This window comes from Methylobacillus sp. MM3, assembly GCF_001645185.1.
GTDB lineage: Bacteria > Pseudomonadota > Gammaproteobacteria > Burkholderiales > Methylophilaceae > MM2.
In genome coordinates, this window is sequence record NZ_LXTQ01000030.1 from 182198 (window position 1) to 206314 (window position 24117).

Annotated in this window: 23 protein-coding genes; 16 read left to right on the top strand and 7 right to left on the bottom strand. The window is 57.0% G+C overall.

Translation table 11 applies throughout. From position 1 onward, the window contains the following. Positions 1–37: 37 nt before the first annotated feature. The 7 genes from yajC to A7976_RS09775 all read left to right on the top strand — a co-directional run bounded on the left by yajC (position 38) and on the right by A7976_RS09775 (position 8122). Positions 38–358, top strand: coding sequence for a preprotein translocase subunit YajC (gene yajC / locus A7976_RS09745; RefSeq protein ID WP_067110806.1), 321 nt, complete (start codon positions 38–40; stop codon positions 356–358). 21 nt (positions 359–379) lie between these two features. After that, entirely contained in the window at positions 380–2209 is a 1830-nt protein-coding gene (gene secD, locus A7976_RS09750) for a protein translocase subunit SecD (RefSeq protein WP_067110809.1), read from the top strand. Positions 2210–2218: 9 nt separating this feature from the next. After that, complete coding sequence (gene secF, locus A7976_RS09755) at positions 2219–3151, top strand: protein translocase subunit SecF (RefSeq protein ID WP_067110811.1); 933 nt, start codon at positions 2219–2221, stop codon at positions 3149–3151. A 56-nt stretch (positions 3152–3207) separates the two neighbouring features. Continuing rightward, the gene (locus A7976_RS09760; RefSeq protein WP_067110813.1) at positions 3208–4467 is read left to right on the top strand and encodes an HlyC/CorC family transporter; all 1260 of its coding nucleotides are present in this window, start codon (positions 3208–3210) and stop codon (positions 4465–4467) included. Between the two features lie 100 nt (positions 4468–4567). Then, a complete protein-coding gene (gene clpS, locus A7976_RS09765; protein WP_067110816.1) occupies positions 4568–4873 on the top strand; it encodes an ATP-dependent Clp protease adapter ClpS in 306 nt (101 codons plus the stop codon). A gap of 78 nt (positions 4874–4951) precedes the next feature. Continuing rightward, on the top strand, positions 4952–7240 hold the full coding sequence (gene clpA / locus A7976_RS09770; protein WP_067110818.1) for an ATP-dependent Clp protease ATP-binding subunit ClpA: 2289 nt from the start codon (positions 4952–4954) through the stop codon (positions 7238–7240). Positions 7241–7387: 147 nt separating this feature from the next. Next, positions 7388–8122, top strand: coding sequence for a hypothetical protein (locus A7976_RS09775; protein WP_067110821.1), 735 nt, complete (start codon positions 7388–7390; stop codon positions 8120–8122). A gap of 6 nt (positions 8123–8128) precedes the next feature. Here A7976_RS09775 and A7976_RS09780 read toward each other — a convergent pair whose 3' ends face one another. Then, positions 8129–9139 (bottom strand): quinone-dependent dihydroorotate dehydrogenase, encoded by a 1011-nt coding sequence (locus A7976_RS09780; RefSeq protein WP_067110823.1) that lies wholly within the window; start codon positions 9137–9139, stop codon positions 8129–8131. Beyond that, complete coding sequence (gene cysS / locus A7976_RS09785) at positions 9139–10509, bottom strand: cysteine--tRNA ligase (RefSeq protein ID WP_067110826.1); 1371 nt, start codon at positions 10507–10509, stop codon at positions 9139–9141. Before cysS ends, A7976_RS09780 begins: the two co-directional genes overlap by 1 nt. Before the next feature lie 107 nt (positions 10510–10616). Between cysS and A7976_RS09790 the strand changes: the two genes are divergently transcribed. Genes A7976_RS09790 through A7976_RS09810 form a run of 5 tightly spaced genes read left to right on the top strand, consistent with a single transcriptional unit; the run spans position 10617 to position 14823 of the window. Then, positions 10617–11681, top strand: a complete 1065-nt coding sequence (locus tag A7976_RS09790) for a tetratricopeptide repeat protein (protein WP_067110829.1) — start codon at positions 10617–10619, stop codon at positions 11679–11681. A 44-nt stretch (positions 11682–11725) separates the two neighbouring features. Beyond that, positions 11726–12925, top strand: coding sequence for a L,D-transpeptidase family protein (locus A7976_RS09795; RefSeq protein WP_067110832.1), 1200 nt, complete (start codon positions 11726–11728; stop codon positions 12923–12925). A 29-nt stretch (positions 12926–12954) separates the two neighbouring features. Continuing rightward, the gene (locus tag A7976_RS09800; protein ID WP_082878079.1) at positions 12955–13605 is read left to right on the top strand and encodes a peptidylprolyl isomerase; all 651 of its coding nucleotides are present in this window, start codon (positions 12955–12957) and stop codon (positions 13603–13605) included. After that, the gene (locus tag A7976_RS09805; protein ID WP_067110835.1) at positions 13598–14089 is read left to right on the top strand and encodes a peptidylprolyl isomerase; all 492 of its coding nucleotides are present in this window, start codon (positions 13598–13600) and stop codon (positions 14087–14089) included. Before A7976_RS09800 ends, A7976_RS09805 begins: the two co-directional genes overlap by 8 nt. Further along, positions 14086–14823, top strand: coding sequence for a UDP-2,3-diacylglucosamine diphosphatase (locus tag A7976_RS09810; protein ID WP_067111168.1), 738 nt, complete (start codon positions 14086–14088; stop codon positions 14821–14823). The genes A7976_RS09805 and A7976_RS09810 overlap by 4 nt, the downstream gene beginning before the upstream one ends. A gap of 77 nt (positions 14824–14900) precedes the next feature. On the opposite strand, the gene A7976_RS09815 is transcribed toward A7976_RS09810, so the two are convergent. Next, a complete protein-coding gene (locus A7976_RS09815) occupies positions 14901–15671 on the bottom strand; it encodes a tetratricopeptide repeat protein (RefSeq protein WP_067110837.1) in 771 nt (256 codons plus the stop codon). Between the two features lie 185 nt (positions 15672–15856). Here A7976_RS09815 and A7976_RS09820 point away from each other — a divergent pair, with 185 nt between their 5' ends. The 4 genes from A7976_RS09820 to A7976_RS09835 all read left to right on the top strand — a co-directional run bounded on the left by A7976_RS09820 (position 15857) and on the right by A7976_RS09835 (position 21113). After that, positions 15857–16273, top strand: a complete 417-nt coding sequence (locus tag A7976_RS09820; protein WP_082878081.1) for a BON domain-containing protein — start codon at positions 15857–15859, stop codon at positions 16271–16273. A 206-nt stretch (positions 16274–16479) separates the two neighbouring features. Further along, positions 16480–16770 carry a co-chaperone GroES gene (gene groES, locus A7976_RS09825; protein ID WP_067110843.1) on the top strand — a complete coding sequence of 97 codons (291 nt, stop codon included), beginning with the start codon at positions 16480–16482 and terminating at the stop codon, positions 16768–16770. Positions 16771–16803: 33 nt separating this feature from the next. After that, positions 16804–18441: a chaperonin GroEL gene (gene groL, locus A7976_RS09830; protein ID WP_067110845.1), complete on the top strand. Its 1638-nt coding sequence runs from the start codon at positions 16804–16806 to the stop codon at positions 18439–18441. 488 nt (positions 18442–18929) lie between these two features. Next, entirely contained in the window at positions 18930–21113 is a 2184-nt protein-coding gene (locus tag A7976_RS09835) for a UvrD-helicase domain-containing protein (protein ID WP_067110848.1), read from the top strand. A gap of 64 nt (positions 21114–21177) precedes the next feature. On the opposite strand, the gene A7976_RS09840 is transcribed toward A7976_RS09835, so the two are convergent. The 4 genes from A7976_RS09840 to A7976_RS09855 form a co-directional block, all read right to left on the bottom strand. Further along, on the bottom strand, positions 21178–21927 hold the full coding sequence (locus A7976_RS09840) for a BPSS1780 family membrane protein (RefSeq protein WP_067110851.1): 750 nt from the start codon (positions 21925–21927) through the stop codon (positions 21178–21180). 18 nt (positions 21928–21945) lie between these two features. After that, a complete protein-coding gene (locus A7976_RS09845; protein ID WP_067110856.1) occupies positions 21946–22896 on the bottom strand; it encodes a homoserine kinase in 951 nt (316 codons plus the stop codon). 37 nt (positions 22897–22933) lie between these two features. After that, a complete protein-coding gene (locus tag A7976_RS09850) occupies positions 22934–23275 on the bottom strand; it encodes a DUF2782 domain-containing protein (RefSeq protein WP_067110859.1) in 342 nt (113 codons plus the stop codon). 97 nt (positions 23276–23372) lie between these two features. Beyond that, positions 23373–24101 (bottom strand): TIGR00730 family Rossman fold protein, encoded by a 729-nt coding sequence (locus A7976_RS09855; protein ID WP_067110862.1) that lies wholly within the window; start codon positions 24099–24101, stop codon positions 23373–23375. Positions 24102–24117 lie beyond the last annotated feature (16 nt).

Consider the following 24117-nt stretch of genomic DNA (forward strand, 5'->3'; position numbering starts at 1 on the left):
TTTTTTGCTTTTAGTCAGTCATTAAAAGGACTTAATCGTGTTTATCAGCAACGCTTACGCCGCAGCCCCTGCGGCAGCCACCCCGGACTGGACTAGCTTCCTCCCTTTAATTGTTATTTTCGTGCTGTTCTGGTTCATGCTCATCCGCCCGCAGATGAAGCAGGCCAAGGAACAACGCAAGATGATCGAAGCGCTGCAAAAGGGCGATGAGGTCGTGACCACCGGCGGCGTAGCAGGCAAGATCGTCAAGGTCGGCGACAGTTTCGTCGCACTTGAAATCGCTCCTGAAGTCGTCGTCCAGGTACAGAAGCACACTGTGCAGACCCTGCTGCCCAAGGGCACGCTCAAGTCTCTCTAAGAAAATCACCGGGACTACCCCATGAACCGCTATCCGCTCTGGAAGTACATCCTTATTCTTGCCTCGCTGCTGTTCGGTATGCTGTATGCGTTACCGAACTTCTTCGGAGAAGCTCCCGCCGTCCAGGTTTCGCCGGCGAAGAGCACTCTCAAGGTGGAGCCAGCCTTGCTGGAGCAGGTCGAATCCACGCTTAAAGCAGAAAACATCACCGTCGACGGCCTGTTCCTCGACGACAAGGGCATCAAGGTCCGCTTCGCAACCCCCGACGCGCAGATCAAGGCCAAGGATGTCCTTACCGAGCGACTGGGCAAGGATTACGTGGTGGCGCTCAATCTGGTTTCCCGCTCGCCGGAATGGCTGCATAACATCGGCGCCCTGCCGATGTATCTCGGCCTGGACCTCCGCGGCGGCGTGCACTTCCTGCTGCAAGTAGATATGAAGGGCGCGGTGGACAAAGCCGTCGAGCGTTATGTGGGCGACCTGCGTACCACCATGCGCGAAAGCCGTATTCCTTATCTCGGCGTCGTTCGCGAAGGGCAATCGGTGCAGGTGAAGTTCCGTAATAGCGCGGACAAGGCCAAGGCGGAAGCCGAAATCCGCAAGAATTATCCCGATCTGCTGCTCAAGGAATCCTCCGATGGCGAGAGCAGTGTCCTGATCGCTTCGCTGGATATGCCGGCGCAAAAGCGTATCCAGGAATTCGCGCTCAAGCAGAACATGCAGACGCTGCACAACCGCGTCAACGAACTGGGCGTTGCCGAACCCATCATCCAGCAGCAAGGCATGGACCGCATCGTGGTGCAATTGCCGGGCGTGCAGGATACCGCCAAGGCCAAGGAAATCCTCGGCCGCACGGCAACGCTGGAAATTCGCATGGTGGATGACGAGAAGAGCGTGCCTGCCACGCTGGACGCTGCCGCCAAGGGCCAAGTGCCGTTCGGCGACGAATACTATGTCGACCGCGACGGCCGCCCATTGCTGATCAAGAAAAGCGTGGTATTGACCGGCGACTACATTACTGACGCCGGCCCCGGCCTCGATCAGCAATCCGGCGGCTCGGTGGTGCACGTGACGCTGGATGGTCGCGGCGCGCGCATCTTCAAGCAGGTGACACGTGAAAACGTCGGCAAGCGCATGGCGATCCTGCTGGTCGAGAAAGGCCAGGCGGAAGTGATCACCGCGCCGGTGATCCAGGAAGAAATCGGCGGCGGACGCGTGCAGATCAGCGGCATGGCCAACGTGCAGGAAGCGACCGACGTTTCGCTGCTGCTGCGCGCCGGCGCGCTGGCAGCGCCGATGGACATCATCGAGGAACGCACCGTCGGGCCAAGCATGGGGGAGGAAAACATCTATCGCGGCGTTCACTCCACGCTGTGGGGCTTTGCCGCAATTTCCGTGATGATGATCCTGTACTACATGGTTTTCGGCACAATTTCGGTATTCGCGCTGGGTGCCAATCTGTTGCTGCTGGTCGCGATCCTGTCGCTGCTGCAAGCCACCCTGACACTGCCCGGTCTCGCCGCTATCGCGCTGACGCTCGGCATGGCGATTGACGCCAACGTGCTGATCAACGAACGGATCCGCGAGGAAATGCGCAACGGCAGCTCGCCGCAGGCATCGATACACGCCGGCTACGACCGCGCCTTCGGCACGATTCTCGACTCCAACATCACCACGATGATTGCCGGCCTCGCTCTCTTCATGTTCGGCACCGGTCCGGTGAAGGGCTTTGCCGTGGTACACGTCCTCGGGATCATGACTTCAATGTTTACCGCGGTCGTAGTTTCGCGCGCCGTGGTCAACCTGGTCTATGGCTATCGTCGCAAGATCAACAAGCTGGCGATCGGCTAAGGAAAACGTATGGAACTCTTCCGCATCAAAAAAGACATCCCGTTCATGAGCTATGGACGCCTCACGACGTCCATCTCGCTGATTACTTTCCTGCTTTCGGTGTTCTTCCTCGCCCACAAGGGCCTCGCGCTTGGCGTGGACTTCACCGGCGGCACGGTCATGGAAATCAGCTACCCGCAAGCAGCTGACATCGGCAAGATCCGCAGCGCCATCGACGGCATCGGGCTGAAAGACGCCACCGTACAGAATTTCGGCACCAGCCGCGACGTGCTGATCCGTCTGCCGATCAAGGAAGGCCTCTCCACGGCGCAGCTCTCGGAGCAAGTCATCGGCGTACTGCGCCAGGACAATGCCCGTGTAGAACTGCATCGCGTCGAATTCGTCGGACCGCAGGTAGGGCAAGAGCTCTACGAGAACGGCGCACTGGCGATGCTGCTGGTGTGTTTCGGCATCATGGCCTACCTCGCGATGCGTTTCGAATGGCGCTTCGCGCTGGCTGCGGTGATCGCCAACATGCACGACGTGGTGATCATTCTCGGCTTCTTTGCCTTCTTCCAGTGGGAGTTCAACCTGACTGTGCTGGCCGCCGTGCTGGCGGTGCTGGGCTACTCGGTCAACGAATCGGTAGTGGTCTTCGACCGGGTACGCGAAAACTTCCGCAAGATGCGCAAGGCCGGCGTGGCCGAGGTCATCGACAACGCCATTACCCGTACAATGTCCCGCACCATCATCACCCATGCGATGACGCAAACCGTGGTGTGCTCGATGCTGTTCTTCGGTGGCGAGGTGCTGCACAACTTCGCGCTGGCGCTGACCATCGGCATCTTGTTCGGCATCTACTCTTCGGTGCTGGTCGCAAGCCCCATCGTGATGTGGCTAGGAATCTCCCGTGAAGACCTGATCAAGCCGGAAAAGAAGGAAACAGCGGACGCCTTGCCTTGACAAGGCTCCGCCCTTGCGCGGAAACTTGGCGCTTCATTTAAGCAGACATACACTCCTTGGACGACATTCCTTTATCGTGGCAGCTCGGCGCTCTCGCCGGGCTGCTACTGATCGGCGCTTTCTTTTCGATCGCCGAAACCAGCCTCATGTCTCTCAATCGCTACCGATTGAGGCATCTTGCCAACGCCGGGCATCGCGGCGCTCGTCTCGCCAGCGGATTGCTGGCCAAAACCGACAAACTGCTGGGCGTGATCCTGCTCGGCAACAACTTCGCCAATGCCGCCTCCGCAACCCTGGTCACGGTGATCAGCGTACGCTTGTTCGGAGACGGCCAGGCCGTGCTGGCTGGCGGCACGCTGGCGGTGACATTCGCCATCCTTGTCTTCGGCGAAATTTCGCCCAAGGTCATTGCCGCCACCTATCCCGAAAAGCTGGCTTTTGCATGCAGCTATTTTCTGTATCCCTTGCTGAAGGTCGCCTACCCGGTTGTATGGTTCGTCAACCTGTTTGTCAGCGGCTTCCTCAAACTGCTCCGCATCAAAACCGACTTCAGCGATACCGCGCATGCCATCAGCATGGAAGAATTGCGCACTATCGTTTCAGAGTCGGGCAAATTCATCCCGAAAAAGCACCGTAGCATCCTGCTCAACCTGTTCGACCTGGAGAAAGCCACCGTCGACGATGTGATGACGGCGCATACGCAAATCGAAGCCGTGGATTTCGATGCACCCCTCGAAACGATCTTGCAGCAGATTGCGACCAGTCACCATACGCGCATGCTGGTACGGCAAGGGCCGAACGAAGAAATCATCGGCGTGATTCATATCCGCAAGGTCATGCATCAGGTGCAGAGCGGGCAACTCGATCTCGACCTTCTGCGCGAAATCGTCGCCGAGCCTTACTATGTGCCTTGCGGAACGCCGCTTTATACCCAGCTCCAGCAATTCCAGGAAAAACAGCAACGCCTGGCGCTGGTGGTAGATGAATATGGCGAGCTCAAAGGCCTGGTGACGCTGGAAGACATTCTCGAAGAAATCGTCGGCGACTTCACCACGCAATCGCCATCTTTCGGCGGCGCCTTCCACGAACAACCTGACGGCAGCTGGCTGGTGGATGGCGGCGTACAATTGCGCAGCCTCAATCGCAAGCTGGGGCTCGGTTTCCCGCTGGATGGCCCCAAGACATTGAACGGCCTTGTGCTGGAGCATTTCGAGGATATTCCTGAACCCGGCACCAGCTTCAGGATAGGCGGTCATACGCTGGAAATCATACAAACGCATGAGCGCATTGTAAAAAGCGTTCGCATTTACCCCTAGCTCAGGTATAGCCAATAGATTTTCTTCATCGAAAATTCTTTTGATAGCCTGTTCTGGCTACTTGAAAAAATCCGGTTTAGGCTCACAATAAGAACACGCTATGGCGAAGACTCACGAAAGTACCGTTGTAGATAGCACGGCAACCCGACAGAAACCTCCACCTCTGTATAAGGTGCTGTTGCTGAACGACGATTACACGCCCATGGAATTCGTTGTGGTGGTTCTGCAGCAGTTTTTTTCCAAAAGCCGCGAACAGGCCACTCAAATAATGCTCAAAGTACATAACGAGGGCATTGGATTGTGCGGCATCTATCCGCACGGCATTGCCGAAACCAAGGTCAACCAGGTCACCGCATTCGCCAGGGAGCATCAGCACCCCTTGCAATGCATCATGGAACAAGAATGAAGGCTTCCTGAAAAATCGGGCACAGGAAGCCGGCAACAAGCAGTACAACCGGTCATTGGTATTTAGAGGTGCCTTAAAATGATTGCGCAGGAACTGGAAGTATCCTTACATATGGCGTTCATGGACGCGCGTCAGAAGCGTCATGAGCTGATCACGGTCGAGCACCTTCTGCTCGCGATGATCGACAATCCCACTGCGGCGCAAGTCCTGCGCGCGTGCGGGGCCGACCTCGAAATCCTGCGTCGCGAACTGACCAACTACATCGAAGAACATACGCCCACCGTCACCGGCAGCGATGAAGTCGATACGCAGCCGACACTGGGTTTCCAGCGCGTGATCCAACGTGCCATCCTGCATGTCCAATCCTCCGGCAAGAAGGAAGTAACCGGCGCCAATGTGCTGGTCGCGATATTCGGCGAAAAGGATTCGCACGCGGTATTCTTCCTCCACCAGATGGGCGTCACCCGTTTGGATGTGGTGAATTTCATTTCCCACGGTATTACCAAGGTCGCCGAGAATACCACCGCCAAACGCGCCGAAACCGAACAGGAAGTGGAAGGCGAAGCCTCTTCCACCGGTGCTCTGGAAAACTTTACACAAAACCTTAATTCGCTGGTACTGGCCGGCCGCATCGACCCCTTGATCGGCCGCGGCCCCGAACTTGAGCGCGTGGTGCAGACCCTGTGCCGTCGTCGCAAGAACAATCCTTTGCTGGTCGGCGAAGCCGGCGTCGGCAAGACTGCGATTGCAGAAGGTCTGGCCCGGCGCATTGTGGAAGGCAGCGTTCCGGAAGTCCTGAGCAACGCGACCATCTATTCGCTGGACATGGGTGCCCTGCTGGCCGGCACCAAGTATCGCGGCGACTTCGAGCAGCGTCTGAAGGCTGTGCTCAAGAAGCTCTCGGACAATCCCAATGCGATCCTCTTCATCGACGAAATCCATACACTGATCGGCGCGGGAGCTGCAAGCGGCGGCACTCTGGATGCTTCCAACCTGCTGAAGCCCGCACTATCCAACGGCACCCTGAAGTGCATAGGCGCGACCACCTATCAGGAATATCGCGGCGTGTTCGAGAAGGATCATGCGCTGTCGCGTCGCTTCCAGAAAGTAGACGTTTCGGAGCCGAGCATCGCCGAAACCGTCGAAATCCTGAAGGGCCTGAAATCCCGTTTCGAAGCGCATCACAGCGTCAAATACACGTCCGCTGCGTTGAATACAGCTGCCGAGCTTTCCGCGAAATACATCAATGATCGCCATTTGCCCGACAAGGCTATCGACGTCATCGATGAAGCCGGCGCCGCTCAGCGCATCCTGCCGAAATCCAAGCAAAAGAAGGTGATCGGCAATAGGGAAATCGAGGATATCATCGCCAAGATTGCGCGCATCCCTCCGCAGAATATCTCGTCTGATGATCGTAATGCGCTGAAAACACTGGATCGCGACCTCAAGGCTGTGGTTTTCGGCCAGGACAAAGCGATCGATGCCTTGTCCGCCGCCATCAAAATGGCGCGGAGTGGCCTGGGCAATGCGCAAAAGCCCATCGGCTCCTTCCTGTTCTCTGGCCCGACCGGCGTCGGTAAAACCGAGGTCGCCCGTCAGCTGGCCTACACGCTGGGTATCGAACTGGTGCGTTTCGACATGTCCGAATACATGGAACGTCACGCCGTCTCCCGCCTCATCGGCGCACCTCCGGGCTATGTTGGTTTCGAGCAGGGCGGCCTGATGACGGAAGCGATCACCAAGCATCCCTATTCCGTATTGCTGCTGGATGAAATCGAGAAGGCGCACCCGGATATCTTCAATATCCTGCTGCAAGTCATGGACCACGGCACGCTGACCGACAACAATGGCCGCAAGGCGGATTTCCGCAATGTAACCATTATCATGACGACCAATGCTGGCGCGGAATCATTGTCTAAGTCCAGCATGGGATTCACCCAGTCAGTCAGCAGCGGTGACGAAATGGGGGAAATCAAGCGGCTCTTCACGCCGGAATTCCGCAATCGGCTGGATGCCATCGTGTCATTCGGTGCACTGGATCACGACGTCATCATGCGCGTAGTCGAGAAATTCCTGATGCAACTGGAAGATCAGTTGCACGAGAAAAAGGTAGATGTGACATTCACCGATACCTTGAAGGAGTATCTTGCCAAGACCGGTTTCGACCCGCAAATGGGTGCACGTCCGATGGCCCGCCTGATCCAGGACACAATTCGTCGCGCACTGGCTGACGAGCTGTTGTTCGGCCGCCTGTCGCACGGCGGCAGCGTCACCGTTGATATCGATACGAATGAGAAAGTCGTGCTGATATTCGACGAGGACTCTGGCGACGCCAAACCAGAACTCGCCGTCAACGAAGCCCAGTAATCAGGTTCTCGGGGATGGCACGCGCCATCCCCGAGAACCATCTCATCTTTGCCGGGACCCGGCATCGTCCACTCGATCATCGATTGTCGCACTGGCGATTTTTGCCAGGCATGGCTATGATGCCCTTTCATCGAAAGGGGGAAAGTCATGCCTATCCTGATCGTACTCACCGTTGCGGTGCAGGCGTTCTTCATCTATCACGTCATACGCACGGGCCGCCCCTCGTGGTGGGCATATGTCATTCTTTCCTTCCCCGTGGGCGGAAGCCTCATTTACTATTTTGTCGAGATTTTCCCCAACTCTCGCGAGCATCGCAAAGCGCGCAGAACCGTCCTCGACCTCGTGCGGACCATCCAACCCGACGCCGAATTGAAACGTCGCGCGGAAGAGCTGGAAATATGCGGCAGCATGGATAACAAGATGGCGTTGGCCGAAGAATGCGAAGCGGCGGGCATGTACGACGAGTCGGCCAATCTTTACAAAAGCTGCCTGACAAGGGCCTACTGCAATGATCCACTGATTATTTTCAAGTTGGCCAACGCGCAATTGATACGCGAACAACCGGATGAGACCGAGCGATTGCTATGCCAGCTCGAAACCGCTCACCCCGCGTTCAAGCCGCAGGAAGTCAAGCTCCTGCGGGCACGCTTGCTTGAGAAAACAGACACTTCAGCCGCCTTGGCGCTCTATGAGGAATTGACCCCGGTTTATACCGGCCTTGAAGCGAAATGCCGCCATGCGTCGCTGTTGCAATCGCTCGGCCATCAATCGCAAGCAGACGGCATGTTCGAAGAGGTGATACATCACGCCAAACGCTTCAAGATCAACCATGAAGCCGAGCAAGAATGGGTGCGCTTCGCGAAAGATAGCCTGAAAGAGTAAAGCTGGTTAGCCAAGTGCGGCGCAAGCTTCCTTGACAAGTATCGGTCCGCGATAGATCAGGCCGGTATACACCTGAACCAGGCTGGCGCCGGCATCGACTTTCTCCCGCGCATCCTCACCGGTCAGTATGCCGCCGACGCCGATAATGGGGATTTCGCCTTTCAAGGCAAGGCTCAACTGCTTGACCACCGCCGTGGATTTCGTCCGTGCCGGCGCGCCCGAAAGTCCACCCGTTTCCTCGGCATTTTCCATCCCTTCGACACCCTCGCGCGAAAGCGTGGTGTTGGTGGCAATTACGCCATCGAAGCGATATTGCAGCAGCAAATCAGCGATCTCGACCACTTGCTCGGCGGTCAGATCCGGGGCGATCTTCAGTACTATCGGGGCATAACGTCCATATTGCTGAGCCAGTTTTTCCTGCTCCGCCTTCAACGCCGAAAGCAGGTTTTCCAGCGCTTCCTTTTCCTGCAACTGGCGCAGATTCTTGGTATTGGGCGAGGAAATGTTGACCGTCACGTAACTGGCATGGGCGTAAACCTTGCGCAGGCAGATCAGGTAATCGTCCACCGCACGTTCGTTGGGTGTATCGAAATTCTTGCCGATATTGATGCCGAGTATGCCGCGATAGCGGGCGTTTTTCACATTCTCGGCCAGCGCATCCACGCCTTCGTTATTGAAACCGAAGCGGTTAACGATGGCTTGTGCCGCGGGAATGCGGAACAGGCGCGGCTGGGGATTGCCCGGCTGCGGACGCGGCGTTACGGTGCCGACTTCGATGAAACCGAAACCGAGTGTCGCCAGCACATCGATGTAGGCACCGTTCTTGTCCAGACCGGCCGCAAGGCCAATCGGATTCGGGAAATCCAGCCCCATGACGCGGCGAGTGCGACACACCGGAGGTTTTGGTAGCAGCCCGCTTAACTTCAGCCGATTCACGACTTGCAGGGAATCCAGCGTCAGGTGATGCGCACGTTCCGCATCCAGCCGGAATAGCAATGGCTTCAGCAGGCTATACATTACGCACTCCGCCAGATCGTGCCTTGCGGCGTATCTTCGAGCACCACGCCGTTATCCAGCAACTCCTTGCGAATACGATCGGCTTCGGCGAAGTTTCTGGTTGCCTTGGCTGCCGCGCGTTCCGCAATCAGCGCTTCGATTTGATCCGGTGCCAACGCACCAGCTGTACTTGCACCTTGCAGAAATTCCTCGGGCGGACGCTGCAACAAGCCCAGCACTCCGGCCAGGGTCTTCAGGCGCGCAGCAGCGTTTACGTCGCGGCTGCGGTTCACCTCGTTTGCCAGATCGAACAGCACCGCCATGGCTTCCGGCGTATTGAAGTCATCATCCATCGCGGTCTGGAAGCGCGCCATCTGCGGGTCGTTCCAATTCAGCGTAGCGGCATCCACTTCGATTCCGCGCAATGCGGTATACAGGCGAGTGAGCGCCTGCTTCGCGTCATTAAGATGCGCGTCGGAGTAATTGAGCGGACTGCGGTAATGCGCGCGCAGGATGAAAAAGCGCAGCACTTCCGGATCGTATTTGGTCAGCACTTCGCGGATGGTGAAGAAATTACCCAGCGATTTGGACATCTTCTCTTCGTCCACGCGGACGAAGCCGTTGTGCATCCAGTAATTCACATAGGTGCAATCATGCGCGCCTTCGGATTGAGCAATTTCGTTCTCGTGATGCGGGAACTGCAAATCCTGCCCGCCACCGTGAATATCGAAATGATGGCCCAGATGATGATCGCTCATCGCCGAGCATTCGATATGCCAGCCGGGACGGCCAGGGCCCCATGGGGACTCCCATGCGGGCTCGCCCGGCTTGGCGGATTTCCATAAAACGAAGTCCAGCGGATCGCGTTTGTAAGCATCCACTTCGACGCGCTCTCCGGCTCGCAGGTCTTCGAGCGATTTTCCCGAGAGTTTGCCGTAGCCATTGAAACCGCGCACGGCATAAAACACATCCCCGTTGTCTGCGCGGTAGGCGAGGCCTTTTTCGACCAGCACGGCAATCATGTTCAGCATGTCGGCGATATGCTGCGTCGCACGCGGTTCGAGATCGGGCTTCTTCACACCGAGCGCCGCCGCGTCCTCGTCCATCGCGCGGATGAAGCGTTCAGTCAGTTCCCCGATGGACTCGTTGTTTTCCGCGGCACGCTTGATGATCTTGTCGTCAATATCGGTAATGTTGCGCACGTAGGTGAGATCGAGCCCGGAGGCCCGCAGCCAGCGCGCCACCATGTCGAAAACCACCATGACGCGCGCATGGCCCAAGTGACAGAAATCGTATACTGTCATGCCGCACACGTACATGCGTACCTTACCGGGAGTGATCGGGTGGAATTCTTCTTTTTCGCGGGCGATGGAGTTGTAGATCTTCAGCATGGAATCAAGGCGTTTTGTTGGTCTCGGAAGGCTCGAAACTGTTGGAGATTGGAAGCGGAAATTGATAGAATTTGGCCGCTAAATAACCGGGCAAAGTATATACCATAATGCACTCCCGCGCCCTTCTCGCCTTGACGGCTCTCCTGCTCGCTTTCCTCGCGCCCCAGGCGCATTCCGAGCCGGACGAGCTGCAAAAAATTTCGCAATTGATCGGCCGCAACCAGCATGTTGAAGCCGAAAAAAACCTCGAACGCTATCTTGCAGCGCATCCTGGCGATGTCCGCGGAACATTCATAAAAGGTATATTGCTTGGCGAGCAGAAGAAAACTGCAGAGGCCATTCGCCTCTACAACGACCTCATCAAACAGAACCCCACCTGGCCCGAGCCCTACAACAACCTGGCAGTACTTTATGCCAGCCAGGGGCAATTCGAACGGGCACGGCAAACATTGGAAACAGCGTTGCGTACCCATCCAAGCTACGCAGCCGTGCATGACAATTTGAGCGGCATCTATGCAGCAATGGCATCCGAGGCCTACGGCAAGGCTCTGAAAACCGACGATACATCGATCCGCCCCCAACCTCGCCTCGCCATGGTCGGCCTGCCGTATGCAGAAAAACAGGCATTGGCAATGGCTGCGAACACGCAGCCGACAACTCCTGCTCCAATCAAGGCAGCGGCGCCTGCCCCCGTTGCAAAACCGGTACTCGCCGCCTCGGCTCCGGCGGCGCCCCTTCAAACAGCTCTTACTCCCGTTGCCGCGCCCATGGCAAAACCTGAAGCCCAGCCGATCGCTCCCTCGCCAAAGGCAGCAAAAGAGCCCGTCGCCGACGATCCAGCCGCACGGATCGAGGCTACGATCAAAGGTTGGGCCAAAGCGTGGTCGCGTCAGGACGTGGACCGGTATCTCGACTATTACGCCGGCAACTTCAAGACCCCCAAGGGAGAAAGCCGTCGCGCCTGGGAACAGACTCGCCGCTCGCGCATCAACAGCCCGGAATCCATCACTGTCGATATCGCCAATCTCAAGATAGAGAATGACGGCAATCACGCCAAGGTACGATTCAAGCAGAACTACCGCGCCGACAGAATTTCAAAACGCACCAACAAGACGCTGATCCTGAACAGGAGCGGCAACCGCTGGCTGATCGTGGAGGAACTCGCGCGGTGAATCCTCCGGCGAGAAGCAGCAGGCAACGCACGCTTGCTCTAACCATGGGGCTGATGCTGTTTGCCGCGCCATCCTGGAATGCCACGGCGGTGAATGCGGACGGCAACTTGCCGGCAGGATTTCACCAAACTTCCTTTGGTAAAACCCGCAACGTGGAGGGCCTTCTGGCGCAAAGCCTGCTTCAAATCACGCGCGGGCAAACCGACGCCGCGCTGGCTACCATCAACAGCCTGCTGAACATCGCCCCCAACTTCAAATTGGCGCATCTTGTCCGGGGCGACCTGCTGATGGCGCGTTCGCGCGAGTTGGTGAGCTTCGGCAGCATCAACAATGCCCCGCAAGGCACTATTGTCGACTTCCAGGAAGAAGCACGCGTACGCTTGCAACGTTATCTTGCGCAACACGATGTACAGCATGTACCGGAATACCTGTGGCGCCTTGACCCGGAATTTGCGCACGCCATCGTGGTCGATATCGCGAAATCGCGCCTCTACCTGTACAGCAACGACAACGGCACACCGCGCTACATGGCCGATTACTACATTACCGTCGGCAAGAATGGCGTCGGCAAGCAGAAAGAGGGAGACAAGCGCACGCCCGAAGGCATCTATTTCGCCGGCAAGCAATTGCAGCGGAAACTGCCGGATTTTTACGGCAGCGGCGCATTTCCACTCAATTATCCCAACGAATGGGACTTGCGACAGGGCAAGGACGGCCACGGCATCTGGCTGCACGGCACGCCCGGCGATACGTATAGCCGCCCCCCTCGCGCCAGCGACGGCTGCATTGTGCTCTCCAATCCCGACCTCGATGCATTGAAGCCTTATCTCAAAAACGGTAGTACACCGGTCATCATCGCACGCGATGCGCAGTTGGTCTCGAATACGCAACTGACTTCGCAAAAAGCCGATCTGCTGCGCGAAATGGAAAACTGGCGCAAAGCCTGGGAAGCACAGGAAACCGAGCGCTATCTGGGTTTCTACTCCAGGGACTTCTTTACCAAAAATAGCGACTTCGACGACTGGGCAGCAGAAAAACGTCGTAAGCAGACCACTGCGGCTCCTACTGAAATCACGCTATCCAACATCAGCGTGTTCCGTTATCCTAACGATCAGCAAGAAATGGTCGTCGTCAATTTTGAGCAGCAATATAAAAGCAATAATCTGAACGACCGCATGCGGAAGCGCCAATACTGGGTGCTCGAAAACAAGCGCTGGAAGATTTTGTACGAAGGTGCAAGCTGACCCTTCTGCGCATCAGCGGAGGAGAAATCATGAAGAAATTCGCTTTATCGTTCCTGTTTTGGCTGTTCATCAGCCATCCCGCACTCGCGGCCAACCCCCAGATTGAGTTCCAGACCAACATGGGGAGTATCGTCGTGGAGCTATATCCGGACAAGGCTCCGAAAACCGTCGAGAATTTCCTGACTTACGTAAAAAGCGGGTTTTACGAAGGTACGATTTTCCATCGTGTGATTGATAAATTCATCATTCAGGGCGGTGGGCTGACATCGGACATGCGCTCCAAGCAAACCTTACCGCCTGTCACGAGCGAAGCCAATAACGGGCTGCGCAACGAGCCCGGCTCCCTGGCGATGGCGCGCGCGTTCAACCCCGATTCCGCAACGGCGCAGTTCTTCATCAACCTCGACGACAACAAGATGCTCAATTACTACCGCCCCGAACCGTCCCTGATGGGATATACCGTATTCGGCAAGGTTATCCGTGGCATGGACATCGCGCAGAAAATCGGCCGCATTCCGACACAAGCGTTCGGCAAGCTTTCCGACGTGCCGCAGGAAACCATCGTCATCGAAAAGGCAGCACTGCTGGAAACCCCTATAATTGCGGAAGAGTCCAACAGGACCGGCGAGGCACTGCCCGCAACACAGAAATCATCGAAAAAAGGAAAGAAACGTGGTTAAACTTCACACCAATTTTGGCGTCATCACCCTGGAACTGGATGCGGAAAAGGCTCCTGTCACCGTTGCCAATTTTCTTGAGTATGTCGACAGCGGCTTTTACAACAACACTGTATTTCATCGCGTGATTGACGGCTTCATGATCCAGGGCGGCGGTTTCGAGCCCGGTATGTCGCAAAAGAGCACCAATGCCTCGATCAAGAATGAAGCCGACAATGGCCTGAAGAACAAGGCTTACACCATCGCCATGGCCCGCACGCCAGATCCGCATTCGGCGAGCAGCCAGTTTTTCATTAACGTGGCAGACAACGACTTCCTCAATTTCTCCTCCCCGACATCGCAAGGCTGGGGCTATTGCGTGTTCGGCAAGGTGACCGATGGCACCGACGTCGTCGACAAGATTCGTCAGGTCAAAACCGGCAACAAGGCCGGCCATCAGGACGTGCCCGCCGAGGATGTCGTGATCGAGCGCGCCGAGCAGTGCTGAACGGCACCGCCCCTACACTCTTCATATCCGACCTGCACCTCTGCACTTCGCGTCCGCGCATCACCGCCCTGCTGCTGAAGTTTCTTTCCGGCATGGCGCGTGGTGCGCGGGCGCTGTATGTGCTGGGTGATTTGTTTGAATACTGGGCCGGCGACGACGACCTCGCCGACCCGTTTCATCAGGAAATCTGCGACGCATTCCGGGCGCTTGCCGAAAGCGGCACGCCGGTGGCGCTGATACATGGCAACCGCGACTTTCTGCTGGCAGAGAAATTTGCGCATGCATCCGGCATGGCTATTCTGAACGACCCGCACTTGATCGAGTTGTATGGGCAGCGCGTCTTGCTGTCCCATGGCGACCTGCTGTGCACCGATGATATCGAATATCAGAAATTCCGGCTTCAGGTCCGCAATGCAGATTGGCAACAGACTTTTCTCTCTCAGCCTCTTGCAGCACGCAAGACACAAATTGAGGCCCTGCGCATGCGCAGCGAATCCGAGAAATCCCACAAGGCGGAAGCGATCATGGACGTGAATGCAGATGCCGTCGTCGAAATGCTGCGCCGCTACGATCATCCCGAACTGCTGATCCATGGACACACACATCGGCCCGGCATGCATGTCATCGAGGACAACGGCCGCATTACCACGCGCTGGGTGCTGGGAGACTGGTACGAGACCGGCAATTACCTGCGCGTTTCGGGTGACGGCTGCGAAGCCATTACTCTCGCGTAGACTTCCTAGCGCAGGCAGATACGCCTGCATTAACTCATGTGAAGTGGGATATGCAGGCGAGAACGCCTGCACCAGGGCTATTGCGGCTTTTTCACTTCCGGCTTCACTGGCGTTTTCGGTTTCGCGGGCGCCTTGGGATGGGTCGCAGCCCTCTTCGGACTGATGGTTTTTTTGCCTGCCGTACTGGATTTCTGCCTGGCAGCCAGACTGACGCCCTGCTTGCGCAGCCACCAGTTGCTGGCGAATTCCTGCGCAACGACCTTTTCTTCTGGCATTAGCAATGCTTCGGTCTTGTCGCGCATTTCAACGGCAGCTTGCTCCATCGCGGGGTCGGCCGCGTCCTGTTGTGCCATCGTTGCGGCAATGTCGTACCACATATAGGCGCGCACGAGATCGCGCGGGCTGCCCTCACCATTGGCGTACATATTGCCCAGCATCAACTGCCCCGGCGCATCGCCAGACTCGGCCAGGCGTTGCGCCCAGAGCAGCGCTTCATCATGGTCGACCGCGACGTCATAGCCGTTGTACAACTTCACCGCCAACAGACGTTGCGCATCCGGCTGCCCGTTTTTCGCCGCGCGCCGCAGCCAGTTCAGCGCCTCGGTATTGTTCTTGGGTGCATTCCTACCGTAATTGAAACGCGACCCCAGCTCGAACTGGGCCCATGCATCATTGGCATTGGCACGCCGCACCAGCTCCGGCAGTTTAAGCTGCTCATATCTGGCGAGTTTCTCTGCAGCATTGGACGGCATCCCGCCGGCAGCCACAGCTGCAATGGAGACCGTCGCGCCCAGCATCAAAGCCAGGAGTCGAGGCACATGCTTGCGGAGACGCAGCGAATAATCCATATCGGAGCCATTATAAACATTATGTCGGACTCGCCGCGTCATCCTATTCCTACACTCTAATCATACAAACTGAATGCAACCAAACCCCTGAGTCAATTTCCTATGAATTATTGCAATCAGTCCGCAGTAGCTGCATCCGTGGCCGTCATCCAGGACTGACTTTTACTCGGAAGGAGACTCGAAAGATGAAATCGACATTACTCAGGAAACTTTTATGCGCCCTCGCCATTTCGCTCATGCCTTTCCTTGCATTCGCCGGCGGCACCAATACCCAATCAGATCCATCGACCGGCTATGAAAAAGCTCCCGACAAAAGTACTCAGCAGGGCGATATGGGCACGGGCGTTGGCACCGAAGATAGTGCCGCTCCACAGGAGCGAGTGAGCGACTCCGAATTGACCAAGAATGTCGAAAAGGCGCTCAAAAACGAAGCGCAATTGAAAAATCTCGATATCGACGTCGAAGTCAATGACGGCGTGGTCACGCTCTCGGGCGATGCCAAGGACGTGCGCTTCCAAGGCCGGGCCGCCAAGGTTGCCAGCAGCGTGAAGGGCGTCAAGTCCGTACAGAACAATCTCACCATTAACGGTAAATCGAAGTAATTCTTCCCGGCCATGCGTCGTCCCGACGCATGGCCGTTTCTCTCTCCGCTTTGAATATTCGGCATTTTTTGCCGTTTCACAAAACTATCTCTTGAAATCTCGATAAGCAGTCCCTATCATTAGCACTCGAAAGACATGAGTGCTAACAGCGCTCGGTCTCACCCAAAAATCCGTTTTACCGATTAATCAAAAAGGAGAACTCCACGATGAAAATTCGTCCTTTGCATGACCGCGTAATCGTCAAGCGCCTGGAAGAAGAACGCACGACCGCCTCTGGCATTGTCATCCCCGACACCGCAGCCGAAAAACCCGACCAAGGCGAAATCATCGCCGTTGGCAATGGCAAGGTGCTGGAAGACGGCTCCGTACGCGCCCTGGAAGTCAAGGTCGGCGACAAGGTTCTGTTCGGCAAGTATGCCGGCCAGACCGTCAAGGTTGCCGGCGAAGAGCTTCTGGTCATGCGCGAAGAAGACATCATGGGCGTGGTCGAAGCCTGATCGCACAATAAAGAGATTTAGGAGAATTCAATAATGGCTGCTAAAGACGTACGTTTCGGCGATGAAGTTCGCCAAAAAATGACCAATGGCGTGAATGTTCTCGCCAACGCAGTAAAAGTGACGCTGGGCCCCAAGGGCCGCAACGTCGTGCTGGAGCGCTCTTTCGGCGCCCCGACCATCACCAAGGACGGCGTATCCGTTGCCAAGGAAATCGAACTGAAAGACAAGTTCGAGAACATGGGCGCACAAATGGTCAAGGAAGTGGCTTCCAAGACTTCCGACATCGCAGGTGACGGCACCACCACCGCTACCGTGCTGGCACAAGCTATCATCCGCGAAGGCATGAAGTCCGTGGCCGCCGGCATGAACCCGATGGACCTGAAGCGCGGTATCGACAAGGCTGTCGAAGTGGCCGTTTCCGAACTGAAGAACCTGTCCAAGCCTTGCACCACCAGCAAGGAAATCGCACAAGTCGGTTCCATCTCCGCCAATTCCGATTCTTCCATCGGCCAAATCATTGCTGACGCAATGGACAAGGTCGGCAAGGAAGGCGTGATCACCGTTGAAGACGGTTCCGGCCTTTCCAACGAACTGGATGTCGTCGAAGGCATGCAATTCGACCGCGGTTACCTGTCTCCGTACTTCATCAACAACCAGGACCGTCAAATCGCTCTGCTGGAAAACCCGTTCGTGCTGCTGTACGACAAGAAGGTTTCCAACATTCGCGATCTGCTGCCGACCCTGGAACAAGTTGCCAAGGCTGGCCGTCCGCTGCTGATCATCGCTGAAGACATTGAAGGCGAAGCTCTGGCGACCCTGGTGGTCAACAACATCCGCGGCATCCTGAAGACCTGCGCCGTCAAGGCTCCTGGTTTCGGCGACCGTCGCAAGGCCATGCTGGAAGACATCGCCATCCTGACCGGCGGTACCGTGATTGCTGAAGAACTCGGCCTGAAGCTGGAAAACGTGACCCTGAACGACCTCGGCCAAGCCAAGCGTATCGAAGTGGGCAAGGAAAACACCATCATCATCGACGGTGCCGGCGTTGAGACCAACATCAAGAGCCGTATCGAGCAAATCAAGAAGCAAGTCGAAGAAGCCTCCAGCGACTACGACCGCGAAAAACTGCAAGAGCGCGTTGCCAAGCTGGCAGGCGGCGTTGCCGTGATCAAGGTGGGTGCAACCACCGAAATCGAGATGAAGGAAAAGAAGGCCCGCGTCGAGGATGCACTGCACGCTACCCGCGCTGCGGTTGAAGAAGGCATCGTCGCCGGCGGCGGCGTGGCTCTGCTGCGCACGCGTGCCGCGATCTCCAAGATCAAGGGCGACAACCACGACCAGGACGCCGGCGTGAAGATCGTGCTGCGCGCGATCGAAGAGCCACTGCGTCAGATCGTTTCCAACGCCGGCGTGGAACCGTCCGTCGTCGTCAACAACGTTGCTGAAGGTACGGGCAACTACGGCTTCAATGCTGCCAACGAAACCTATGGCGACATGGTTGAAATGGGCGTGCTGGATCCGACCAAGGTGACCCGTTCCGCTCTGCAGAACGCGGCTTCCGTTGCTGGTCTGATGCTGACCACCGACTGCATGGTTGCAGAACTGCCTAAGGAAGACGGCCCGGCAATGCCGGGTGGTATGGGCGGCATGGGCGGCATGGACATGATGTAATTGTCTGCCCGACGGGATTGCGGTGCCGAAAGGTGCCGCACCTCGTAAGCACACAACAGAAATCCCCGCCAAAAGCGGGGATTTCTGTTTATGGATCAACGCATTAAATAACAGCGGTTTTTTTTGTTGTCGAATCTTTAATATTGGGAATATACTTCCCTACCTGCATTCCAAGGTTTTTTGCCTGACACAAACGACAGGCAAAAAAAGGCCCCGGCTAAAGGGGATAAAACCGGGGCACAAGATGCCTTATTGGGATAAGGCGCCCGCTCAGGGAGGAGAAGCGGGAGACGCATAAAACGTCTAACGGATAAGATTAGGCCAGAACAACTTAGTTCCCGCTGATAACAAGAAAATTTTTGATGCGTGCAGCCGATGGGTGCACGCATTTTTTATTTGAGCCAGTTGGATGGATTTGATCCTTTGACTGCACTGCAGCCAAAGAGGATGAGATTTACAGCCAGCGACTCTCCAAGATACGGTACGCCATGACAGACCTCCTCGATGGACTCAACGACAAGCAACTGGAAGCCGTCACCCTGCCTTACCAGTCGGCACTGATCCTCGCCGGCGCCGGCAGCGGCAAGACCCGCGTGCTTACCACGCGTATCGCCTGGCTGATCCAGACCGGTCAGGTCAGCCCCAACGGGCTGCTTGCGGTCACCTTTACCAACAAGGCAGCCAAGGAGATGCTGTCGCGCCTGTCCGGCATGCTGCCAATCAATACGCGCGGCATGTGGGTCGGTACTTTCCATGGCCTGTGCAACCGCTTCCTGCGCTCACATCACCGCGAAGCACGTCTGCCGGCACTGTTCCAGATTCTCGATACCGCCGACCAGCTTTCCGCAATCAAGCGCGTGATGAAGGCCATGAACGTCGACGACGAGAAATTCCCGCCCAAGCAGGTGCAGCACTACATCAACGGCGCCAAGGAAGAAGGCATGCGCGCCGAGCACATGGATGCCTACGACAAGCATTCCGAAATGATGCGCGACATCTACTCCGAATACGACGCGCAATGCCAGCGCGAGGGCGTGGTCGATTTCTCCGAACTGCTGCTGCGCTGCTATGAAGTGCTATCCCGGGAAACCGCCTTGCGCGAGCACTATCAGCAGCGGTTCCGCTATGTGCTGGTGGACGAGTTCCAGGATACCAATCGCCTGCAATACCTGTGGCTCAAACTGCTGGCGGGCAAGGACAACTGCGTATTCGCCGTGGGCGACGACGATCAGTCCATCTATGCCTTCCGCGGCGCGCGTGTCGGCAACATGCTGGATTTCGAGCAGGATTTTTCCGTCCAGAACATCATCAAGCTGGAACAGAACTACCGCTCGCACAGCAATATTCTCGATGCCGCCAACGCGATCATCACGCACAACCGCAACCGCCTGGGCAAAAATCTCTGGACCTCGTCCGGCGCCGGCGAGCCGGTGCGCGTGTACGACGCCTATAACGATCAGGAAGAAGCGCGTTTCGTCGTCGAAGAAGTGAAAATGCTGCACGCCGAAGGCCAGGCATTGGGCGACATGGCTCTGCTATACCGTTCCAACGCCCAGTCCCGCGTGCTTGAGCATGCGCTGTTCACCGCCGGCCTGCCCTATCGCGTGTACGGCGGCCTGCGCTTTTTCGAGCGTGCGGAAATCAAGCATGCACTCGCTTACCTCCGTTTGCTCGCCAACCCGGCAGACGACACCGCGCTGTTGCGCGTGATCAATTTCCCCACGCGTGGCATCGGCGCGCGCAGCCTGGAGCAATTGCAGGAATCGGCGCAACAGAGCAAAAGCAGCCTGTGGCAAGCTGCAGTGGAAAAAGCGGGCTCCGCACCCAAGCCGGGCCGGGGTATCGAAGGTTTCGTCACCCTCGTCCGCCTGCTGCAGGAGGCCTGCATCGGACTGACCTTGCCCGAAATGATAGACCAGGTCACGACGCTTTCAGGCCTGCGCCAGCATTATCAAAACGAAAAGGAAGGCGAAGACCGCATTGCCAACCTGGACGAACTGGTCAATGCCGCCGTCGCTTTTGTGCAGGAGCACGGCGATACCGATTTTTCAGATACTACCGCCGAGGGAGTCTCACCCGAGGCCAACCGCCAGCAACAACTGCTCGCGGCATTCCTGACGTTTGCCAGCCTTGAGGCCGGCGAGCACCAGGCCGACCCGGGCCGGGATGCCTTGCAACTGATGACGGTGCATGCCGCCAAGGGGCTGGAATTCAGTACCGTATTCATCGGCGGGCTGGAAGAAGGCCTGTTTCCGCATGAACAAAGCATGTACGAGGCCAATGGGCTGGAAGAAGAACGTCGTTTGATGTACGTAGCGGTGACCCGTGCGCGCCGCCGGCTTTACCTCAGCCATACACAAAGCCGCATGCTGCACGGACAGGTACGCTACAACATCCCATCGCGCTTCCTGGATGAGATTCCGGAGGAGTTGCTGAAGCGGATGAATTCACGCTCCGAACCGAAAGTTGCCGCATCTACTTACGCTCCGGCGCGCAGCCAGAGTGCCAATTACCCGTGGCGCGTCGGCCAGGCGGTCGCCCACCAGAAATTCGGCCAAGGGGTAGTGGTCAGCTATGAAGGCAATGCGGACGACCTGCGGGTGCAGGTCAATTTCGGAAATGCCGGAATGAAATGGCTCGCGCTGGAATACGCAAAACTGACCCCTGTGTAAACTGGATTTATCTGCAGGACGATCAAATCATTATTTGCGTGGGCAAGCAACTTGCCCACGCAGCTTAATTCTCCGTCAGCACCTCATCCACACCCAGCGTATCGATATTGAAAATATCCTTGTAGCTCACATAAAGCGAAGCGGTCATGGTCGGAATCATGATCAACAAGCCGAGCCCCAGCGGAATCATCGCCAGCACCAGCAGTACGGCAGAAATCACCCCGTAAACCAGGAACGGCATGATATTGCGCAGGCAAGCGAAGAAACTCAGCTTCATCGCATCGACGGCTTTCATGTCATGAAACAGCACAAGTGCCGGTGCAAACCAGTACGCCATGATAAGTGGCAGCATCGCGCCAAGGATGATCAGCAGCGCCAGCGCCGGAGTAGCGCCCGCTTCCGCATCGACCGGCGGGCGACCTTCGGCCATATGGCCTGAAAACAGGCCGCTCATGGTATCAGCACCAAAAAAGATAAAGACGATGCCGACAATCACGATGGCGCCCACCAGATAAATGCCGCCTACCGTCACCAGTTGCGCAGTGTTGGTTTTGAAGCCCGCGAACAGGTGATTGATCTCCAGTTCCTCATCCATTTCCAGCGCCCGGCAGCCGAGCATGAAACCGGCCATGAATACCGGCGCCAGCAGGTTGAGCACAATCGGGCCGACCAGCGGAACGATGGACAACCCCATCGCGACGAGAAGATAAATGAAAAACAGCGCGATCCAGATTACCGGATTCTGCCTGAACAACCCGAAACCGCCGACTATCCAGTTCCAGGCATTGCCCGCTTTGACTTGACGTGCTTCCATGACCCCAACCCCTTTTAATTAGACCCAAATGGCTCGCAGCGCTTCCCGCTGGCGAATGCGATCGGCGAGAATGCGCCGGAAATGCCCCGGATCCTTGGCATGCGTGATTTCACCTTCACGCGGATGGTGCAGATCATAGAGCCGCGACAGCCAGAAGCGCAATGCCGCGGCGCGCAGCAATGTCGGCCAGGCCTCGTGCTCCGCTGAAGTGAGCGGACGCTCCGCATGGTACGCCGCGAGCATGGCGCGCAGGCGTTTTTCATCCAGAGCCCCCGCCTCATCCACGCACCAATCATTGACGGTAATCGCCAGATCGTATGCCAGTACGTCATTGCAGGCGTAGTAGAAATCGATGAGACCGGTCAGCTCCGTGCCGTCGAACAGCACATTATCGCGAAACATGTCGCCGTGGATTACGCCGCGCGGCAAATCACAAGAGCGGAACTCGACCTGGTGCGCGATTTCGTCTTTCAGCATGGCCTGGTCGGCCGCATCCATGAATGGCAACACGAATTCGGCGGTGACTTTCCACCAATGCGGTCCGCGCGGATTCTCCATCGTGGCATCGAACGACTGCCCTGCCAGATGCATCCGCGCCAACACGCGACCCATTGCGGCGCAATGCCCGACCTCCGGCGTTTCCAGCGAACTTCCGCGCAGGCAGCTTACCAGCGCGGCCGGCTTGCCATGCAATTCGCCCAGATACTGGCCTGCGTCATTGGCGACAGGATGCGGACAAGGAATGCCATGATCCGCGAGGTGTGCCATCAAATCGAGAAAATACGGCAGCTCATCGGCGGAATTCCGCTCGAACAGCGTCAACACGTAGCGGCCCGACTCGGTGGTCACGAAGTAATTGGTGTTGGTAATGCCGGACGCGATCCCCTTGAGATCGAGCAGCTTGCCAAGAGAATAGTGCTGCAGCCAGGCTGTCAGCTGCTCGGAAGAGACGGAGGTATATACGGACATAACGTGACAGAGGGCCTAACGGCCCTCTTCGAATTGATTAAAAGCGGAAAATCACCCACTGCGGGATAGAGAGCGATTCGGAAGGGCCATCCTTGCGTACCCATCCACCATCGGCAGTCTCCTTGAGAAGGTAGTACGGCACACCGTGCGAAGGGGTCACTTTCATCATGTACAACTCGCCGCCCATCCGGTATTCCTCGATGGTTTCCTCGCCGCGCTTGATGATGGTCACCTGCGGTTCGGAAGCGGGGTCCGGCTCGTAGCCTGGCGGAGGCGGAGGCGGCTCGGGCAAGGGCTCCAGCTGCGGCGGATTGTCTGCCGCAAGAGCCACCAGCGGGGCGCAAAAAGCCAGTAAGATCAGACTACGCAGGCAAGACATGATGACCTCTCGTTCTTCGGTGTTTTCGCGTCGAATTCTAGCAGAACGTCGGGGGCTGCGGAAAACAATCCGGCCCTTTTTGGGACAGCCGCCACACTCAAAGATTCAGCTGAATCTCGCGCTCCACCGGCGACGGTTCGAAACCGCGCGATTCGTAATACTTGAAGATTGCCTCGACCACCTGCTTGGGATCGTCGATCACCTGCATCAGGTCCATGTCTTCGGGGCTGATCATGCCTTCCGGCACCATTACATTGCGGAACCAGTCGAGCATGCCTCGCCAGAACGGCTCGCATACAAGGATGATGGGGATGCGACGCGTCTTGCCGGTCTGCACCAGCGTCAGCGCTTCCATGAGTTCATCCATTGTGCCGAAACCGCCCGGCATCACCACATACGCCACTGCAAACTTGACGAACATCACCTTGCGCGCGAAAAAATGCTGGAAGGTCTGGCTGATATCCTGATAGGCGTTCGCGTTTTGCTCGTGCGGCAGCTGGATATTGAGCCCGACGCTGGGCGACTTGCCGTAGTAGGCGCCCTTGTTGGCGGCCTCCATGATGCCGGGGCCGCCGCCGGAAATCACACTGAAGCCGGCGTTGGACAATTGACGCGAGATTTCCTCGGTCAGCTGGTAATAGGGATGGTCGGAAGGCGTACGTGCGCTGCCAAAAACGGACACCGCCGGGCTGATTTCCTTCAAGCGTTCCGTGGCCTCGACGAATTCTGCCATAATCTCGAACACGCGCCAGGACTCGCGCGCCGGATGCTCGCGATTGAGCACCTCGACGTCGGTGACCTTGGGAAGCTTATCTGCGACTGACATTCGGAACTCCCGCTTA

Excerpts from the sequence above, each read along its gene's own strand:
- A7976_RS09815 (WP_067110837.1), bottom strand. The coding sequence starts at position 15,671 with ATGGATTATTCGCTGCGTCTCCGCAAGCATGTGCCTCGACTCCTGGCT.
- secF (WP_067110811.1), top strand. The coding sequence starts at position 2,219 with ATGGAACTCTTCCGCATCAAAAAAGACATCCCGTTCATGAGCTATGGA.
- secD (WP_067110809.1), top strand. The coding sequence starts at position 380 with ATGAACCGCTATCCGCTCTGGAAGTACATCCTTATTCTTGCCTCGCTG.
- groES (WP_067110843.1), top strand. The coding sequence starts at position 16,480 with ATGAAAATTCGTCCTTTGCATGACCGCGTAATCGTCAAGCGCCTGGAA.
- A7976_RS09835 (WP_067110848.1), top strand. The coding sequence starts at position 18,930 with ATGACAGACCTCCTCGATGGACTCAACGACAAGCAACTGGAAGCCGTC.
- clpA (WP_067110818.1), top strand. The coding sequence starts at position 4,952 with ATGATTGCGCAGGAACTGGAAGTATCCTTACATATGGCGTTCATGGAC.
- A7976_RS09800 (WP_082878079.1), top strand. The coding sequence starts at position 12,955 with ATGAAGAAATTCGCTTTATCGTTCCTGTTTTGGCTGTTCATCAGCCAT.
- A7976_RS09820 (WP_082878081.1), top strand. The coding sequence starts at position 15,857 with ATGAAATCGACATTACTCAGGAAACTTTTATGCGCCCTCGCCATTTCG.
- clpS (WP_067110816.1), top strand. The coding sequence starts at position 4,568 with ATGGCGAAGACTCACGAAAGTACCGTTGTAGATAGCACGGCAACCCGA.
- A7976_RS09850 (WP_067110859.1), bottom strand. The coding sequence starts at position 23,275 with ATGTCTTGCCTGCGTAGTCTGATCTTACTGGCTTTTTGCGCCCCGCTG.
- A7976_RS09845 (WP_067110856.1), bottom strand. The coding sequence starts at position 22,896 with ATGTCCGTATATACCTCCGTCTCTTCCGAGCAGCTGACAGCCTGGCTG.
- A7976_RS09840 (WP_067110851.1), bottom strand. The coding sequence starts at position 21,927 with ATGGAAGCACGTCAAGTCAAAGCGGGCAATGCCTGGAACTGGATAGTC.
- A7976_RS09790 (WP_067110829.1), top strand. The coding sequence starts at position 10,617 with ATGCACTCCCGCGCCCTTCTCGCCTTGACGGCTCTCCTGCTCGCTTTC.
- A7976_RS09780 (WP_067110823.1), bottom strand. The coding sequence starts at position 9,139 with ATGTATAGCCTGCTGAAGCCATTGCTATTCCGGCTGGATGCGGAACGT.
- A7976_RS09855 (WP_067110862.1), bottom strand. The coding sequence starts at position 24,101 with ATGTCAGTCGCAGATAAGCTTCCCAAGGTCACCGACGTCGAGGTGCTC.
- A7976_RS09795 (WP_067110832.1), top strand. The coding sequence starts at position 11,726 with ATGGGGCTGATGCTGTTTGCCGCGCCATCCTGGAATGCCACGGCGGTG.
- groL (WP_067110845.1), top strand. The coding sequence starts at position 16,804 with ATGGCTGCTAAAGACGTACGTTTCGGCGATGAAGTTCGCCAAAAAATG.
- cysS (WP_067110826.1), bottom strand. The coding sequence starts at position 10,509 with ATGCTGAAGATCTACAACTCCATCGCCCGCGAAAAAGAAGAATTCCAC.
- A7976_RS09775 (WP_067110821.1), top strand. The coding sequence starts at position 7,388 with ATGCCTATCCTGATCGTACTCACCGTTGCGGTGCAGGCGTTCTTCATC.